Genomic DNA, 18,041 nt, shown 5'->3' on the forward strand with positions numbered 1-18,041 from the left:
TGAAAAGGAGAAGGACAAAGAGAAGAAAACCGCCTAAAAAGGGCTAACCCCCGAACAGAAAAATTAGGAATGGGTGTCCTTGACAACGGGACCGTTTTATTTTTATGTCCTGCAGCGGGAATCCCATACCAAAACTGCGCCCGCAGGGCGTCACCTTCACGAAGAACGAACAACGAATCACGAAGAACGACTGGCAAAACAAAAACGCCGGAATGGACTCTATCCATTCCGACGCTTTTCTCATTTCACCAAGAGTATATCTTCCAGTTTCCTCTTCGGCACGCAGTAGTTCTTGTTTTCATCGAGGTAATACTTGATGCTGCCGCTTTCAGGAACATCCACGATTCTGCTTTCCACTCCCGGATAGCCCAGGGCAATCAGGAGTCTCGGGGCCCAGTTTTCCGGCGTCTTCAGGAGAGATGTAACCTTCGGAAATTCCACAGCTCCCAGAATGGCCGTAGCGATTCCATGGGACATAGCGTTCAGAGCGATATTTCTGACAGCGATGCCCATATCGATATCGGCCCAGGCATTGCCCCTTCCTTCTTTGCAGACGAGGATGAAAGCCGTGGGCTGCTCACCCGCCTTCGGCGTGCCCAGTTCCTTCGGAAGGGCAGCGGCCCAGTGAATCATGGGCTGCATTTGAGCCACCAGCTGCGGATCCTTCACCAGTACATAACGGAGCACCTGGCCGTTCATGGCAGAAGGAACGATGCGCACATTCTCCATGAGCTCCATGAGGATTTCCTCCGGAATCTTCTCCTGCGTGAATTTCCGGTACGTCCGGCATTTGACAGAAAGTTCATTGAAATCCATAAGATGACCTCCTTTATTTTCTATTATGTATATCATAATGCAGAAACGGGGAATTGTCATGAGGAAACCGGAAATATCTGTCAGTCATAAAGATAACCGTCAAACAGTTAACTTTTGAATCGGGGGTATCGGGGTGATCGGGAAGGATATGGTTCGCTGCGCGAACCAATCTTATATACTGCGCTTCGCGCACAGGCCTTCGGCAGCCAGGATGATATTTCCCATATAAAAATGCGGCGCTTCATTTTCCGATGCGCCGCACCTTCACTTATCACTTACCACTTTTACTAACGGTTCCCGGCTAAAATGCCTCTGTCCTTCAAGTCGGGCAGAAAGGCCATTCGAATACCCCAAAGTTTTCCATTCCTATGCCTCTGCTCCACCAGTCGTACCGGAAGGCCACACGAATACCTCAAAGCTTTCCATTTCTATGCCTCTGCTCCACCAGTCGTACCGGAAGGCCATACGAATACCTCAAAGCTTTCCATTCATATGCCTCTACCTCACCTGTTGCAGCGGCAGGCCATACGAATACTTCAAAGCTTCCCGTTCATATGCCTCTGCCACACCAGCCGCTCCGGCAGGCCACACGAACACTTCAAAGTTTTCCATTCCTATGCCTCTTCTCCACCAGTCGTACCGGAAGGCCATACGAATACCTCAAAGCTTTCCATTCCTATGCCTCTGCCCCACCAGTCGTACCGGAAGGCCATACGAATACCCCAAAGTTTTCCATTTCTATGCCTCTGCTCCACCAGTCGTACCGGAAGGCCATACGAATACCTCAAAGCTTTCCATTCCTATGCCTCTGCTCCACCAGTCGTACCGGAAGGCCATTCGAATACCTCAAAGTTTTCCATTCCTATGCCTCTACCTCGCCTGTTGCAGCGGAAGGCCATTCGAATACCTCAAAGCTTTCCATTCATATGCCTCTGCTCCACCAGTCGTACCGGAAGGCCTTCAGTCAATCTCAAATACAACCGTCACCCGTCCCTGGAGTTTCGATTCGCCGGGATCAATGGGGGTCACTGCATCTTCGCTCAGGGCAGCGGAGGCCATTTTCATGTTCACCATGCGGTAGGGCATGACGTTTACATTGTCTTCAGAGGCGGAAATAACGCCAATCACATTTCTGCCAAGGCCGGCGGCGATGATTTTTGCTTTTCTTGCCGCATCCTCGGCCGCCTTTCTGAGGGCTGCGTCTTTATACAGCTGGGTATCGCTGACGGAGAAGTCCACAGAGTCAATTCTGTTCGCTCCTGCTTCCACCGCTGCATCCATGATGGCTCCTGTTTTCGAAAGATTCATGACCACCACTTTCATGGTATTGTCGCAGCGATATTCTTTTGATTTCACTTCTCCCTTATTGTTGTAAATCTGCTGGGGATAGACGTTGTAATTCTGGGTCTCAATCTTCGATGCTTCCGCACCGGCTGCAATGACTGCATTTCTGACGTCGGTCATGGTATTTGCATTTTCACGGACTGCTGCCTTTGCATTGGGCGAATGAGTTTCCACTGTAATATTGACCGTAGCCATATCACTCTTTGCCGTCACTTCACTGGTGCCGGTGACGGTGATGCTTCTTCTCGGTTCCTCCGCCTGTGCAGTCATTCCAGAAAATACGATGAGTCCTGCGGCCATGAGGGCCATTACCTTTTTATTCATAGGAAATCCTCCTTATTTTAAAATTGACTTATAGTCATATTGTATAATCTTTTGCTCTCTATGTCAAATTATAGCAGATAGCGCCTTTATTTTAGAAAAGATTTCATTTAAAATAAGGAAATACTCCATTGGGATTTGGGCCCAGGCACAATGAACAGGGTTGGAACAAATCGGACGCCCGCGCGGCCGGGAATACACATTTCCCCTCGTGCGTCAGTGCCCACTCCCGTAAGGCCGGGAATACAGGCTCTGGCCGCCAGTGTAGAGCCACCGCCTGCGTAGAACCCTATGCAGCTCATATGCAGGCCAACGGCCCAATATATAATTTGCCGCTTCTAAATTTTAAGCGACCACCTTCCCTTATCCCTTACCCCCTTACCCTTTCCCCTTTGTTTTGAGGGCCAAAGGCCCGCGCGCAGCGCACTATATAAAATTGGTTGGCGGAGCCAACCATATCCTTCCCGCAATCCCCAATCCGCAATCCCCAATCCGTCTTTCCCTATTTCTCCGAAAGGATTTCCACATGGATCTTTCCCTCTACCTTCCCTTCCTCGGCGCCGCTTTCCTTCTCATCATCGCGCCGGGTCCCGACAATATTTACATCCTGACGAAGAGCCTGGCCGCCGGAGCGCGCCAGGGCGTAACGGTGGCCTGGGGCCTTGCCACCGGCCCTATCTGGCACACAGCCCTCGTCATGGCCGGAGTGGCCGCTTTTATCCAGAGTTCTCCTGCCGCTTTCAGGGCCCTCACTTTCTGCGGAGCCGCCTACCTCCTCTACCTTTCCTACTGTTCTTTCAAAAGCGGCGGCGGAAAAATCACCATTGGGGAGGATAAAGATCACATGAAAAGTTTCGCTCTCTACCGGAGAGGATTTCTAATGAATGCATCCAATCCAAAGGTGCTTCTCTTCTTCCTCGCCCTCCTTCCCCAGTTCATTTCGACCGGAGCTTCTTTCCCGCCGGCTCTGCAGATCGGCATCATGGGCCTCACGTTTTCCATTATGACCGGCTGCATTTTCTCCCTCTTTGCCCTCTGCGCAGGAAAATTAAGAAATACGCTGATGACCCACGAAAATTTCCCCCTCATCATGAGCCGGGTGGAAGGCACCCTCTTGGCTGCTATCGCCCTGGGCCTTGTGCTTCTGTAAGACAGTCCCTTTTATTTACAACCACTCCAAAATTGAATAAAATAAAGATATAAGGATTCTGCAGTTCAACAGGACAGGTGAGGTGGCTGCCATGGACAAGACAATCGATTTCATCAGGTATTTCCCCGGAGCTATCTGCCTTGTTTCCATGGATGAGGAAGAATCCCTCCTCTACGTCAATGAAAATCTGGCATCCATGGCCGGTTTTTCTTCGTCCCGGGATCTGCTTGCGCAAGTCCCCCGCCTGTCGGACCTCGTTTACCCGGATGATTATATTTCCCTTCGCAGCCTTTTTAAAAGTTACGGAGGAGAAATAGAGCTTCCGGTCCTTTTTCGTGTCCGGAAATCAGACGGAAAGCCGCTTCGCTTCAATGGAACAGTGAATGAATGTGAAAATCCCCTGAACCCGGGCGAAAAGTGCTGGGCCTTCTTCCTTTCCCACACCAGTTTCAAAGAATTTTTCTCCGACCAGGACCCACTGACCGGTCTTTTGAAGACGGACGCCTTTTTCCGGAAGACCACCCACATCTACGAAACGAATAAAAAGAACGGCACCTACGGTTCCTGGATTGCGATTTATATCAATCTCACCAATTTCGAGTTCTACAATGCCCATCATGGGGTGGATGCAGGAAATAAGGTCCTCCGTCATCTGGGAAAGCTTCTCTCGGAAGCTTTCCCCAATTCCATCACCGGCCATCTGGGGGCCGACAAATTTGGTATCCTCACGCCCCGCGCGCCGGTAGGGAAGAAGCTGGAAGATATAGCGGCTTCCATGGATTCTTTCATCGGTGATTCTTCCGTCACCATGAAAGCAGGCATTTTTGAAGACTATATGGACCGGGAAGAAAAGATGGGGAAAAATTCCCGCCACACCTTTGACCTGGCCCGTCTGGCATGCATCTCCATCCGGTCCGAAGCCGGCCGTGTCTGGGCGCTCTACGATGAATCCATGGGGCACCGGCTGGAAGACAAGGCCTATGTACTCCGCAATTTCGAAAAAGCGCTTGAAAATCACTGGATCAAAGTGTACTACCAGCCGGTGGTGCGCACCCTCACCGGAAAAGTCTGCAGTCTGGAAGCCCTCTCCCGCTGGGACGATCCGGAGCGGGGCCTCCTCCCTCCGTCTCTCTTCGTACCGGTCCTGGAAGAAGCAGGCCTCATCCCGAAGCTCGATTTCTACGTCATTCATGAAACAGCCCGTCACTTGCGCCGTCTTCTCGAAGAAAGGCGCCCCGTCCTTCCCGTATCGGTCAATCTTTCCCGCATCGACTTCGACCGGGGCCATCCGCTAAAGCTGGTGGAAGAAATCGTCCGGACCTTCCGCCTCCAGAAGAGCTGGCTCCGCATGGAAATCACGGAATCTGCCCTTACCAGGGATAACGGACATCTGAAAGAAGAAATAGAAAAATTCCACCGCGCCGGATACCGGTGCTGGCTCGATGACTTTGGAAGCGGTTACTCTTCCCTGAACGTCCTCCAGGATTTCTACTTCGATGAACTGAAGCTGGACATGAATTTCATGAAAGATTTCTCTCCCCAGACGGAGAAAATCCTCCGCTCCCTCATCCTCATGGCGAAATCCCTCTCCATCCATACCCTGGCAGAAGGCGTGGAGACAAAAGAACAGGCAGGATTCCTCCGCTCCCTGGGCTGCGAAAAAATCCAGGGCTACTACGTGGGAAAACCGATGCCCTATGAAGCCCTTGTGGACCACTGCAGAAAGAAAGGCCTCCTTTTCGAAACTTCCGCAGAAGAAGAAGTCTTTGAAAAAGCAGGCCATATCAATATGCTCACCGATGCGCCGGCAGCCATCTTCCTTCAGGAAGGAAGAAATCGTACGATTCTCCTCATGAATCCCGCCTTCCGGAAGAATCTCTCCCTTATCCCGGGAGCTCCTCTTTCCGAAGGACCGGTCTCCCTCAGCCATTTCCCCGAAAGCCCGCGCCTTGCAAGCCTCTTCGAAAAAGCCCTGCAAAGCGGAGGAAAAGAATCCATGACTTTCGCAGCTGACGGGAAATACCTCAAACTGAACCTCTCCATCGCATCGGCCGGTGAAAATATTTCCATCGGCCAGGCCGAACTCTACAATATCACCTACGATGAAGAAACCAGGGAATCCCGCAGGCTGGACAAAATTTTCCGCAGCATGCTCTTCCTTTATGACAATATCTATTACTATGACCGGAGCGAAGACCGGCTGGAAGTCATCTCTTCCACCTTCCCCCGGCACAAAGCAGGATCCATTTATCCCTTCCGGGAAATCCTGACACTGGAAACCTATATCCACCCAAGGGACAGGAAAGAGCTGAAGCGTTTCCTCGATCCGGCCATCCTTTCCCGGAGAGTCCGCGCAGAAGGCGTCGTATCCGGCCTCTTCCGATTCCGCGAATCAGACGGCAGCTATTTCTGGAAAGCCCTGGACGCAGTCAATGCAGGACCCGAAGGAAAAGATGCCTTCCTCCTCTGCATCCGCAGCACATCCCTCAGGGATGCCGCGAACACGCCGGCCCTTCTTGCCAGAATCCGCAGCCTCCTGCCGGAAGAACTGAAGGAAAATACGGAAAAGACCATCCCTGACCGGTTCCCTCTGCTGGATATCCTGAAAAACATGTCCGGCATCAACTTCTTCTGGAAAGACAAAGACCGCCGTTTCCTGGGCGCCAGCCGGGGATTCCTCGAATACTACGGCATAGAAGATGAATCCTTCCTCCTTGGAAAGACCGACGAAGACATGGGCTGGCACGTAGACAACGAACCCTTCCGCCGGATTGAAGAAAAAGTCATCTCCGAAGGTTATATTTCCGAAAAAGCGGAAGGCACCTGCATCATCCGGGGCCGGGTCCACCGCATACGGGCCAGCAAGTACCCCATCTACCTTTCAGGCCGCATCGTGGGGCTCCTCGGCTTCTTCGAAGACCTGGACAAAGAAGTGGATACGGAAAGCATCGATAAAAAACTGGGTCTCCTGAGCCGTGAAACGGGACTTCTCACCTACCGGGGAATGATGATGACCATCCTGGACTACGAAGAAAATATCCGCCGGAACGGCGGAGACTTCCTCTCCATCCTCCTCCAGGTGGACGGATTCGAAGAAGTCTCAAGGCGTTATGGAGAAGAGACCGCAGAAACCCTCACAAAGAAACTGGCCAGCCTCATAGAAGAACACTTCCCCATCGATACCACCCTCACAGTTCCTGCCGAAGGCTGCTTTGCCCTCTTCCTGGAAAACCGGGATAATAAAGAAATCATCTCCCGGCTGGAAATATTATCCGCAGACATGTACAGCCTTCAGGAAATAGAAGGCCGCCCCATCACCCTCCACCTCCGCTATGCCCTCGCCCGGGGCAGCGAAGCAGGAAATCCGGATGAACTGATTGAACTCCTTTCCAGGAGGCTGAAGGAAACGGAAGGGGTTAGTGGTTAGAAAAGCGGGCCGGCTGCACGTACAGCCGGCCCGCTATTTATCTGAAAAAAGGGAAAAGAGATAAGGGAAAAGAGATAAGGGAAAAGGGAAGGTAGCCGCTTAAAATTTAGAAGCGGCGAGTATATATGAGGCCTTTGGCTAGCAATAGTGCTTAAGATGATTCTACGCAGGCGGTGACCCTGCAATATCGACCTGTACCTGTATTCCCGGCCTCACGAGCAGCTGTATCTGCGTACGAGGGAAAATATGTATTCCCGGCCCCGCGCGTGGAACGGAGAGAGCGCAGCGCTCTCCCTGGGGTGCCGGAAATCCGATTGGACAGATTTGATCTATTCCGACTATATCCATACAAGTCGTTACCGTTTAAGCCCTCCCCGCCTCCCCTGGTCAGGGCAGGTCCCGGAGCGAAGCGGAGGGGAAGGGGTTGTACTATCGTACAAGTCGAAAATGAGATAAATGGCAATCTTCCCCGGGAGGGCTTAAACGAAGTGAAGGCGGGTAGGCTGCTCCAACGGTCTTTCGACAACGCCTGTGTAAAATCCCCATATATACTCCCGGCGCATCAGCGCCGCACCTTCCCGCACCCCGCACCCCGAAATTTCGAAAATGAGCCGAATGGGGCATGTCCCAAACAGGGCTGACTCCCGAACGCCGATATCGACTCAAACCGCAATATCTGACAGATGCCTCAAAGAGCCCCCACTTCCGCCACCATAAATCCTGCGGCGTAGGGCCCTATTTCATACTGCTGGAAAACCACGTAAATCTTCCCGTTCTTTCCCACATAAAAAGTCTTCGGCACGCGGTTTACAGAATGATTGTAAAAAAGCCTTTCTTCCGGAATCTGCTCTTCAATGGCCCGGTTCACATCTTCTGCCGAAAGATCCGGCAAAAGATCATTCAATGTGACTTTATGGCCCCATTTGTCAAAATTCATGGACCTGGCTCCGGTGATAGGATGGGCCGCCCCGTCTGCATAGCATGCCTCGAAAAGGATGAAACTGGTGATTCCTTCCGGATTGACCATTCCTTCCTGCCAGTAAATCCAGCCGTTCGTCTTCCAGTCCTCATTGCGCTTTCTGATATATTTCGAAAATTCATCCACTTCCGTATCGATGGCTGCATTGATCCGTGCCCGCCGGAGGAGATTTCCACCGGAAATGACCGGCTTTTTGACATCCATCACGTCATCTTTATTCAATTCAGCTGCAAAAGAAGACTCCTCTCCCCCTCCGATGCCCGGTCCCAGCGTCCACTCCGCCGAAACAGGAAGAAAAGAGGACAGGACAATCAGAGCCGCCGGAATCACTTTTCCAAATTTCATATTTCATTCCTCCAGGATTCAAAACCATGGTACACCAAATTGTTGACAGATTTCTCCCCCACATACAGGGCTAAGGAACTACACTTTTCCCACCGGCACCGCAAATACTCCTTCGCTGAAGGGCGTCAGGTCATTCTGCTGGTAGATTGCATAGACCACCTTGTTCTTGCCCACGTAGAAATTGGTGGGAAGCTCGGTAACTATATGTTTATCAAGGAGAGTGATATTTTTCTTCTTTGCCGTAAGCTCGATGCATTTATTGACTTCTTCCACCGTCAGGTCCGGCAGCACTTTGGTGAGGTCTATAAGGTCTCCGGCTCCGTTGAAGTTGAGGCCTTTGGCAAAAGTCTTCCCATGCTCTGCGCCTTCCGAAAGCTTCTGCTTCACCAGGACGATGGAGGTGATTCCATCCACATTGGAAATATAATTGCCGATGAGTCCTTCGTGCCAGATCATCCAGCCCTCGGTGTAGACCTTCTGATTATCATTCCGAAGTTCCCCGATGAAATCGGTTTTTTCATGAGCAATCGCCGCATTCACCCTTCCTGCGAACGTTTCATTGTTGGAGCGGGTGATGAGGTAAGGACTCCGGAGAAACGTATTTCCCACATGGTAATCATCGGTCCGGAAAGCGCCGGACTTCTCAGAAACCTTCGAAGCCAGCCCCGGCCAGAGAGAAGCCTCGGACACACAGGCCCCGCTGAAAAGAAGAGCGGCAGAAAGAAGAATGATGGCAGATTTTTTCAGATGCATGGTAGACCTCCCGGAAACCGGACAAAAGATTGACAGGCAGCAGTCAGCAGTTAGTAATCAGCCATCAGCTATGAGCCATTAATCATTAACTTTACACGGCTGCCTGCTCAAAAGATTTCTATTTTATTTTCTTTATTATATCGTACCCGACGGAAAAGAGGAAATCATCTGCTTCCACACGAAAAGCCCGGCGCAAACCGGGCTTTTCCTTTCCATCCTGCCATCTCCATGAGGGGCGTGATATCCCTCCGTTTGAGATGAGACAAATATTTCCCATCCTTCTATCCTGCCATCATCTAATCTTCTATTCTTCCGGTACTATCCTTCCATCCTTCATTTCCTGCGGCAAAGCCGCCCTTCTGTCTTTTCAGACTTTCCATTTTTAGTGATACGTGTGAAGTGGTCGGTGTTAAATGAAGGATATGGTTTTCTCACGGAAACCAATCTTTTTATATATGGCCTTCGGCTCTGTTTGAGCTTTATCTCCATATATACCTGCACCCGAAGGGTGCCGCCTTCACCTACCACTTATCACTTGCCACTTATCACTTTTACTTCCATGCTCCCTTTTGCCCGGGGCGAATCCCCCTCTTCCCCGGGACAAAAGTTCATCGCATGAAGTATAGGACTCTCACCGCCTTTGAGTCACGACATCTCATGAGCTTTAGCTAAAAAGTGAATATCGGAATGCCCCACATGTGCCTCGAAGCGCCAGTACGACCCACCCGCCGCCTGCGGCGCCACCCTCCCAAACCTGGGAGGGCTTTTACGTTTCGACACGAACAACGAGAGCCAATTGTCATCTGTACCGGCAGCTGGATTCTGCTCAGAAGAGCTCTTCAATCACGCCTGTGCACATCCCCCATATATACTCATTGCCGCATCAGCGGCAATACCTTCCCGCACCCCGCATCCCGCACCCCGAAATCTCGAGATTGGGCTAAAAGCGGCGTGTCGTGGTGAGGCTAAGCCCGAAAACCGTTACTGACTCAGGCCACATATCTGACAGATGAATCAAATAAAAAGCCTTTACACATCCCCATTTATACTCGCGGCGCATCAGAGCCGCACCTTCACGAACCACGAACCACGAATCACGAAATCTCGAAATGGACTCGAAAGAGGCGTGCCGAGGTAGGGCTAACCCACGAATACCGCATCTGACTCAGACCATACCAGTCGTCAACGAGCTTTTACTCCACGACGGAATACTTCCCATCCTTCATCTTCATCAGGATCAAGTCTACTACAGGGTCTCTCTTTTCATCGAAGGAGAAGGTGCCGCAGACCCCTTTGAAATCTTTCATCTGGGCCAGGGCATCCCGGATTTTCTTTGTATCCGTGGTTGTGCCGGCCCGTTTCATGGCATCCATGGCCATATAGATTCCATCGTAGGAGGAGGCAGCGAACTGGTCCGGTGCGTGGCCGTATTTCTTTGTGTAATCCGCTACGAATTTCTGTACTTTTTCATCTTTTCTTTCCGGAGACCACATGGAGGAGACGTATACGTTGTCAGCGGCCGCTCCTGCCATTTTGCCCAGTTCCGGGGAAACGAAGCCGTTGTCTCCCAGTACCGGCTGGTTCATGCCCATTTCTCTCATTTTCTTCAGGATGCGGGAGCCTTCCTGGTAGTAGGAGCAGACTACGATGACATCCGGGTTTTTGGACTGGATATTGGTGAGCTGGGCGGAGTATTCGGTATCTTTGGAGCCGAAGGTTTCCACGTCTACCACTTTGACTCCCAGTTCTTCCATGGTTTTCTGGAAATATTTCTGTGCGGTCACATGCTGTTCATTGTCATGGGCATAGAGGACGGCAGCCGTTTTATATCCCAGGATTTTATAGGTTTTCTTCACGGTCTGGGGAATATTCTTTGATTCCGGTACGGAATTCCTGAAGATGCAGTCCCCCATATCGGTGATATTTTCTGCCGTCACAGAGACTTCCAGGGATGGTACTTTTGCATTCTGGATGATGGGACCTGCCGCTTTGGCTTCGTTGGAGGTCATGGGTCCGATGATGATGGCTGCTTTATTCTGGATCATCTTCTTTGTGGCATTCATGGCTTCCGCCGGAACGGCCTTTGTATCTTCAATCATGAGATCGATGGGGAAATCACCTTTGGCATTGATTTCTTCCACGGCCATGCGCACTCCTTCTTCTTCGGATTTGCCGTATGCGGCAGCTCCGCCGGAGAGGGCTGCGGAGAATCCGATTTTCGCCGCATTCTGGGCGCCTGAGGAAACGGCGTTTCCTCCTTTATTTCCACAGCCTGCCATACCTGCCATCACGATGGCTGCCATGGAACAGATGCCGATCATTTTCATTGCTTTTTTGAAGTTTCTCATTTTCATTTCCTCCATTTTGTTCCAGGCAGCAAAACGCCCCTGGAGAATTCTTTGAAATTTCTCCAGGGGCGTCATCCGCGGTACCACCCTGTTTTATCACTCAGCGGAGTACAGGAAGCTTCCCGGATAAGAAAAGCCTCTGTCCCATCACGGGACAGAGGCGACTCGTCGCGGTACCACTCTGCACTATACTCCATGTCCATAACGGGGACTCCCGCCTTCTCTACTTCGTTCGATCCGGTGCTCCCAGGAGAGTTTCGTCTCATGCCCCATACCGGTTTTCACCATCCACCGGCTCTCTGCCATGGCTGTCATCAGACTTTTTCCTGCTCATCGCGTTTATTTCAAGTTGCTTAAGATGATACACGATGATTTTCCTTCTGTCAAGACAGATTTTGAGATTTTTTTTGCAGAAAGATATGTCAAAGGATGAGAGTCCACTATCTTGACAATTTCCCTGCCGCTTACTACACTAATCTTAACCACATGTTTCTTACCTTCAGTATTTCAAAAATGGGAGGATTTATGTACAAGATTCAGAAGAATATCGAAAAAAGCGAAGCTCTCGTTGCAAGAGATGCCAAAGTTGTGGCACCCTGCCAGCACCTTTCCTATTATCCTTTCGCCGTTGAAAGCGGCCGGGCCGAAATCCTGAAGGATGTCGATGGCAATGAATACATCGATTTCCTCACTTCCGCTTCTTCCCTGAATCTGGGAAGCTCGAACCCCATTCTCACGAAAGCCATCGAAGCGCAGCTCAAAAAGTGCACCCAGTACACCGCAGCTTATACCTACAATGAACCTATGATTTCCTATGCGGAAAAGCTGACCAGTAAATTCCCGGGCGGTGTGAAGGCAAAGATTGCTTTCGGCAACTGCGGTTCTGACGGAAACGATGCGGCAGTGAAATTTGCCCGTGCCTACACCGGCCGTACAAAGATCATCACTTTCATCAACGGTTACCATGGAAATACTTACGGCTCCTGCTCCATGACCACCTGTACCACCCGTATGCATGCAAAGATGGGACCGTTCCTTCCGGAAATTTATCACTTCAATTTCTATGGGGACAATCTGCCGGACGAAGTGGTGGAAAGCCATGCATGCAAGGATATTGAAAATGCATTCCGTACTTACATGCCTGCCGATGAAGTAGCGGCAGTGGTCATCGAAGCGATCCAGGGCGATGCAGGCATCCTTCCGGCTCATCCGATTTTCATGAAGAAACTGTATGACCTCTGCAAGAAACACGGAATCCTCTTCATCGATGAAGAAGTACAGCAGGGCTTCTGGAGAGCCGGCCACTTCTTCGCTATTGAAAACTACCCGGGAATCATTCCGGATGGTATCATTATGGGCAAATCCATCGGCGCAGGCCTGACGCTCGGCGCATTTATGGCCAGAGCGGAAATCATGGACTGCCTGCCGGCACCGGCCCACCTCTTCACCCTGGGCGGCAATGCCATTGCCTGTGCAGCGGGCAATGCGGCTTTTGACTACTACGAAAGCGATGAATTCCAGACTATTTACCATAGAAATATGGCCCAGATGAAGGAAGAACTGGCCAATCTTCAGAAGAAACATCCGGATACCGTTCCCTACTACCGCGGCCGCGGCATGTCCTGGGCTATCGGCATCGGCAAGAAAGATAAAGATGGAAAATTCCAGCCCGATGGAGACGGAACATTCAAGATCTGCTTCCGTTCCTATGAAAAAGGACTCATCATCATCACCCTGGGTGAAAACCTGCTCCGCGTACAGCCGCCGCTCAATATTTCCTCTGAAAACCTCCACAAGGCCTTCACCATCCTCGATGAATCCCTGACGGAACTGGAAAAGGGAGAAATCTCCGACGGCGTATTCGACTATCGCCACGGCTGGTAACCGGTTTTCGTGAAAAATTTTTGACAGCGGAAATAAATATTTCCTGTATATTTATTCAGAGTATTGACTTTACAGAAAATCAAGTGTATACTCTTACATAATTAAAAAACTACCTGCATGGACCGAGACAGGGCATTGCAAATATCTTTCAGAGAGCCGGCGGAAGGTGAAAGCCGGCAGAAAGCATGGACCCGCTCACTCGCGAGCAGCCGGATTGAAACAGAGTAGGTCCGGCGGTTTACCCCGTTACGGTATGTTTATGGCATCTGTCATAAACCGGAGTGATAAGTGCAAGGTGGTACCGCGCAAAGGAGCGCCCTTTCAGAAATTTTCTGAAGGGCGCTTTGTGTTTACACGGTACGGGCAGGGATTCAAAATTGGAGGGGATGTAGTATGGAAGAAGAGAAAAAAGGGTTATTTTCAGGATCCATCGGGAGGCTGATCCTTCCGGGGATCATCCTGCAGTCAGTACTGATCGGCGGCGGTTATGCGACGGGCCGTGAAATCGTCGAATACGGTGCCAAGTACGGAGCCATGGGCTGGCTTTCCGGCTTTGCCACATTTATCGGATTTGCGGTAGTCGCTATCCTTTCCTTTGAACTGATCCGTCTGTACAAGACTTACGATTTCAAATCGTTCCTGAAAGAACTGATCGGACCTTTCTACCATGTATTTGATGTGGTCTACCTGCTGTTCATGGTCATCATCATCGCCGTCATGTCGTCCGCAACGGGCGCGGTAGTCGAGCAGATGACGGGACTCAACTACTGGTACGGTGTCGGTTTCATTACGATTGTCGTAGGTATACTGAACTTCTACGGTGAAAAAATCATCGCTTACTTTGAAACCATCGGTACCATTCTTCTGTACATCGGGTATATCTGCTTCTCCATCCTCGTCATTTCCCACGGAGGAGATAATATTTCCCAGGTCTTTGCTACCGGCGACCATTCCTTCGTACCGGATGCAACCACCGGCGCAGCTCTCTGGACCGGTATCCTGTACACTGCGTACAACCTGGTCGTATTCCCGGCCTCCTTCTTCACCATCAAGGCCCAGAAAAACAGAAAAGATACCGTCATCAGCGGTATCATTGCCGGCCTTCTCATGATTATCCCCTGGTTCATGACCTACTATGCAGTCATGGCTTTCTATCCGTCCAAGGAAGTCCTCGCTTCCCCGGTCCCCTGGGTAGCCATGATGCAGGCCGATAACGCACCGGGCTGGCTGCTCCTGCTCTTCTCCATCGTTATGGGCTGGACACTCATCGAAACCGCTACCGGTATCATTCATGCACTGCTGGAAAGAATCGATACCGGACTCATCGGAAGCGGAAAGCTCCCCATGAAACGTAACCAGCGCGGAGCCCTGACCATCGCTATCCTGGTCGTTTCCGTAGCTATGGCAAAGATCGGTATCATCGACCTCATTGCAAAAGGCTACAACGCACTTGCCTATGCTTTCATCGTCATGTACCTCGTACCGATCCTTACCATCGGTATCTACAAGATAATAAAGAGAAACGGCAAACCGGTAGAAACGGAAGAAGAAAAAGCAGCAGAATAATTAAATCTATATGAAATAAAAACAGCCTGCGAGCCAAAACTTTGCAGGCTGTTTTTTATGTACAGGAAATAAAATAAATGATAATCACAATCACTCTGCGTTTTGGCCCAGGAGCCAGTCCAGTGCATTCACCTTTCGAATGCCATTATAACTGGCTTCCCTTTCCAGTTCATCCAGCGTCAGCAGGTACTTGGGATACTGATCACGAATCTGCTGCAAAGGTTTCAATTCCCGGGCAAGGACCGCCGGGTCCAGAGTAGACAGGGCGACCTGATAATACTCGGGTCCCTCATTTCCTATAGCTGCGAAATCGACTTCCGTTTCATCCATTTTTCCCACATACACCGTCTTATGGCGGCGAAGAAGTTCCAAATATATGACATTTTCCAGCTGATGGCCTGTATCCCCGCCACGCCGGCCCAGCTTACGGTTCCTCATTCCCAAATCTACCGCATAATATTTGGCAAGGGTCGAGAGCAGCTGCTTACCCCGGATATTATAGCGGGGAACCTCATAGATAATCAGGCTGTCCTTCAGCCCTCTCACATATTTCTCGATGGTTTTGCTGTCAGTCTTTCTCCCGAGACTTGTCAGGGAATCGGCAATCTTTCTGATTGAAATTAAACTTCCCACATTGTCCATAAGATAGCGGAATACGCTTTCCAGCCGCATAACATCATTAATCCGATACCGGGCTGCCACATCTTTCAGCATGATTGTACTGTAAATCCCATCCAGATAAACGTCGATATCCTCCTGTCTGCCGTCAAACTGCAGAGTATAGGGAAAAGAACCCTGCTGCAGGTATGCATTGAAATTAGCCATGGGGCTTCTTTTTGCCGCATTGGCATCACCTGTGCAGAATTCCCTGAAAGACAAAGGCAGCATGGAAAGTTCCACATACCGGCCGGCAAGCAGCGTTGCCAGTTCACCGGACATGAACCAGGCATTGGAACCGGTCATGTAGATATCCAGATTGCTGTGGAGAAAGAGACTGTCCACGGCTCTTTCAAACTCCGGGACCTGCTGGATTTCATCAAGAAATACATAGTTCATTCTATCCGGAACAGCATGAGAAAGCACATATTCATGGAGTGCCCGGTAATCGGTAAGCGCCGAAAATTTTAAATCTTCAAAGTTAATGGAAACAATCTGCCTGGGGGACACATTCTCTTTGAGGAGTTGTCTCTGAAAAAGTGTAAATAAGGTCGATTTCCCGCAGCGTCGTACACCGGAAATGACTTTAATCAGCTGCTTCTCACGGAACTGCTGCAGAAAATTCAGATAATCCGGGCGTGGTATAAGGTCCATCCGATTCACCTCCGAAAATGACTGCACTTATTCCCTCCATTATAATCCATAAACCTTTAGAAATAAACGAGTTTGTGGAATTTATTCCTCAAACTTCTTAAATTTATAAGTTTTGGGATTTTATTCCTCGAAATTATAAATATCATCATATTTCCAATACCCCTTGTCCCATCTGCCCTGAAAGAAAAAACCGGCCCTGCCCGGACCGGTTCTGTTCTGCTGACCGCTGATAAGTACTCACTATTTTCTCGCCCATGCTGCCACTTCAGGAAGGGTCAGGGAAAAATGGATTACCACGTCCGGATATCCCTTCACCGGCAGCCATCCGCGGATCTTTCCTTCCGACGGCCGGTCGATGCCCGCCTTTCCCGTGGAAAGGACCTTCAGCTTGAGACATCCCCGGTGATTTTCCGGAGACTTTCTCGCCGCACAGATTTCGCCCGCCTTCATACCCTGCGCTTCTGCAAAAGGATTCACCGCAATCGTGAGATGATGACGATCCACAATCCTCGCCACCCCCGGGAACGTGTCCCAGGTCTCATGAAACGAATGGATGAGATTTGTGTAATCCTGTTTTTCCATAATCATGCTCCTCCTATGCGAATCACATTTCCAAAGTGATAAGGGTGAAGTGGTAAGTAATAAGTGAAGGATATGGTTTCCTCCCGGGAACCAATCTTATATACAGGGCCTTCGGCTCCTTGTATGGATTTCCCCATATATACTCCCGCCGCGTCAGCGGCGGATCTTCACGAACCACGAATCACGAACCACGAAATCTCGAAATAGACTCGAAAGAAGCATGTCGATGTGAGGCTAATCCCGAATACCGAAGCTGACTCAAGCCGCCATATCTGACTAATGACTCAAAGATAATTACGCTACGCATGAACCATTCAGAGTCAGTCCGATGGTTACGATCGTACGCCCCCTCACCCTGCGGGAGCTCCCCGAACGCGGGGAGCAGGTCGCTATCGATGAATAGCCGCCAGTGTCTCATCGGGAAAACTAACACGCCTGGGAAAGTCCCCATATATACTCATTGCCGCATCAGCGGCAATACCTTCACGAATCACGAACCACGAACCACGAAATCTCGAAATAGACTGGAAAGCGGCTCGCCGAGGTGAGGCTAACCCACGAAAATCGTATGAGACTCAAACCCGGGTAACTGCCTGATGACTCAAATAAAAAGCCTGTGCACAGCCCCCATATATACTCATTGGCTGCATCAGCAGCCAATCCTTCCCCGCACCCCGCACCCCGAAATCTCGGAATGGACTCGAAAGAGGCATGTCGATGTGAGGCTAATCCCGAATACCGAATGAGACTCAAACCCGGGTAACTGCCTGATGACTCTAATAAAAGCCTGTGCACAGTCCCTATATATAATAATTGGCTGCATCAGCAGCCAATCCTTCCCCGCACCCCGCACCCCGAAATCTCGGAATGGACTCAAAAGGGGCATGTCGATGTGAGGCTAATCCCGAATACCGAATGAGACTCAAGCCACAGTAACTGCCTGATGACTCTAATAAAAAGCCTGTGCACAGCCCCCATATATACTCATTGGCTGCATCAGCAGCCAATCCTTCCCCGCACCCCGCATCCCGCACCCCGAAAGCTCTGAATGGACTCGAAAGGGACATGTCGATGTGAGGCTAATCCCGAATACCGAATGAGACTCAAACCCGGGTAACTAAAATGGTCCTAGGAAATTGGACACGGGAAACTGGTATCCCCGAACATAGGACAGGGTAAACTGGAAAATCCCTTTGCCATGGACACTCTACTCCT

13 protein-coding genes and 1 other annotated feature are annotated in these 18,041 nt (G+C 50.4%); of the genes, 4 read left to right on the plus strand and 9 right to left on the minus strand.

The window, feature by feature from the left end; translation table 11 throughout:
• From QZN42_RS07955 to QZN42_RS07970, 4 genes are all read right to left on the minus strand, one after another.
• On the minus strand, nt 1–227 hold a 227-nt coding region (locus tag QZN42_RS07955), incomplete at its 3' end, for a hypothetical protein (RefSeq protein ID WP_296956267.1).
• Between the two features lie 13 nt (nt 228–240).
• Complete coding sequence (locus QZN42_RS07960; RefSeq protein WP_296956270.1) at nt 241–816, minus strand: nitroreductase family protein; 576 nt, start codon at nt 814–816, stop codon at nt 241–243.
• Between the two features lie 614 nt (nt 817–1,430).
• Entirely contained in the window at nt 1,431–1,604 is a 174-nt protein-coding gene (locus QZN42_RS07965; RefSeq protein ID WP_296956272.1) for a hypothetical protein, read from the minus strand.
• A gap of 172 nt (nt 1,605–1,776) precedes the next feature.
• Nucleotides 1,777–2,484 (minus strand): SIMPL domain-containing protein, encoded by a 708-nt coding sequence (locus QZN42_RS07970; RefSeq protein ID WP_296956274.1) that lies wholly within the window; start codon nt 2,482–2,484, stop codon nt 1,777–1,779.
• A gap of 523 nt (nt 2,485–3,007) precedes the next feature.
• Here QZN42_RS07970 and QZN42_RS07975 point away from each other — a divergent pair.
• Both QZN42_RS07975 and QZN42_RS07980 read left to right on the plus strand, forming a co-directional pair.
• On the plus strand, nt 3,008–3,631 hold the full coding sequence (locus tag QZN42_RS07975; protein ID WP_296956277.1) for a LysE family translocator: 624 nt from the start codon (nt 3,008–3,010) through the stop codon (nt 3,629–3,631).
• 91 nt (nt 3,632–3,722) lie between these two features.
• Nucleotides 3,723–7,058 (plus strand): EAL domain-containing protein, encoded by a 3,336-nt coding sequence (locus tag QZN42_RS07980; RefSeq protein WP_296956280.1) that lies wholly within the window; start codon nt 3,723–3,725, stop codon nt 7,056–7,058.
• Between the two features lie 688 nt (nt 7,059–7,746).
• Here QZN42_RS07980 and QZN42_RS07985 read toward each other — a convergent pair.
• From QZN42_RS07985 to QZN42_RS07995, 3 genes are all read right to left on the minus strand, one after another.
• Complete coding sequence (locus QZN42_RS07985; protein WP_296956283.1) at nt 7,747–8,382, minus strand: RsiV family protein; 636 nt, start codon at nt 8,380–8,382, stop codon at nt 7,747–7,749.
• A gap of 78 nt (nt 8,383–8,460) precedes the next feature.
• Complete coding sequence (locus tag QZN42_RS07990) at nt 8,461–9,135, minus strand: hypothetical protein (RefSeq protein ID WP_296956285.1); 675 nt, start codon at nt 9,133–9,135, stop codon at nt 8,461–8,463.
• A gap of 1,193 nt (nt 9,136–10,328) precedes the next feature.
• On the minus strand, nt 10,329–11,483 hold the full coding sequence (locus QZN42_RS07995) for an ABC transporter substrate-binding protein (RefSeq protein ID WP_296956288.1): 1,155 nt from the start codon (nt 11,481–11,483) through the stop codon (nt 10,329–10,331).
• A gap of 61 nt (nt 11,484–11,544) precedes the next feature.
• Nucleotides 11,545–11,826, minus strand: a binding site (T-box leader).
• A gap of 182 nt (nt 11,827–12,008) precedes the next feature.
• Between QZN42_RS07995 and QZN42_RS08000 the strand changes: the two genes are divergently transcribed.
• Nucleotides 12,009–13,367: an aminotransferase class III-fold pyridoxal phosphate-dependent enzyme gene (locus QZN42_RS08000; protein WP_296956291.1), complete on the plus strand. Its 1,359-nt coding sequence runs from the start codon at nt 12,009–12,011 to the stop codon at nt 13,365–13,367.
• A 393-nt stretch (nt 13,368–13,760) separates the two neighbouring features.
• Nucleotides 13,761–14,933: a hypothetical protein gene (locus QZN42_RS08005; RefSeq protein WP_296956292.1), complete on the plus strand. Its 1,173-nt coding sequence runs from the start codon at nt 13,761–13,763 to the stop codon at nt 14,931–14,933.
• Between the two features lie 90 nt (nt 14,934–15,023).
• Here QZN42_RS08005 and QZN42_RS08010 read toward each other — a convergent pair whose 3' ends face one another.
• Entirely contained in the window at nt 15,024–16,244 is a 1,221-nt protein-coding gene (locus QZN42_RS08010; RefSeq protein WP_296956295.1) for an ATP-binding protein, read from the minus strand.
• 240 nt (nt 16,245–16,484) lie between these two features.
• A complete protein-coding gene (locus QZN42_RS08015) occupies nt 16,485–16,826 on the minus strand; it encodes a hypothetical protein (protein WP_296956299.1) in 342 nt (113 codons plus the stop codon).
• Between the last annotated feature and the right edge of the window lie 1,215 nt (nt 16,827–18,041).

The sequence above is a fragment of the uncultured Dialister sp. genome (genome assembly GCA_900314595.1).
Taxonomy (GTDB): Bacteria; Bacillota; Negativicutes; order Veillonellales; family Dialisteraceae; genus Dialister.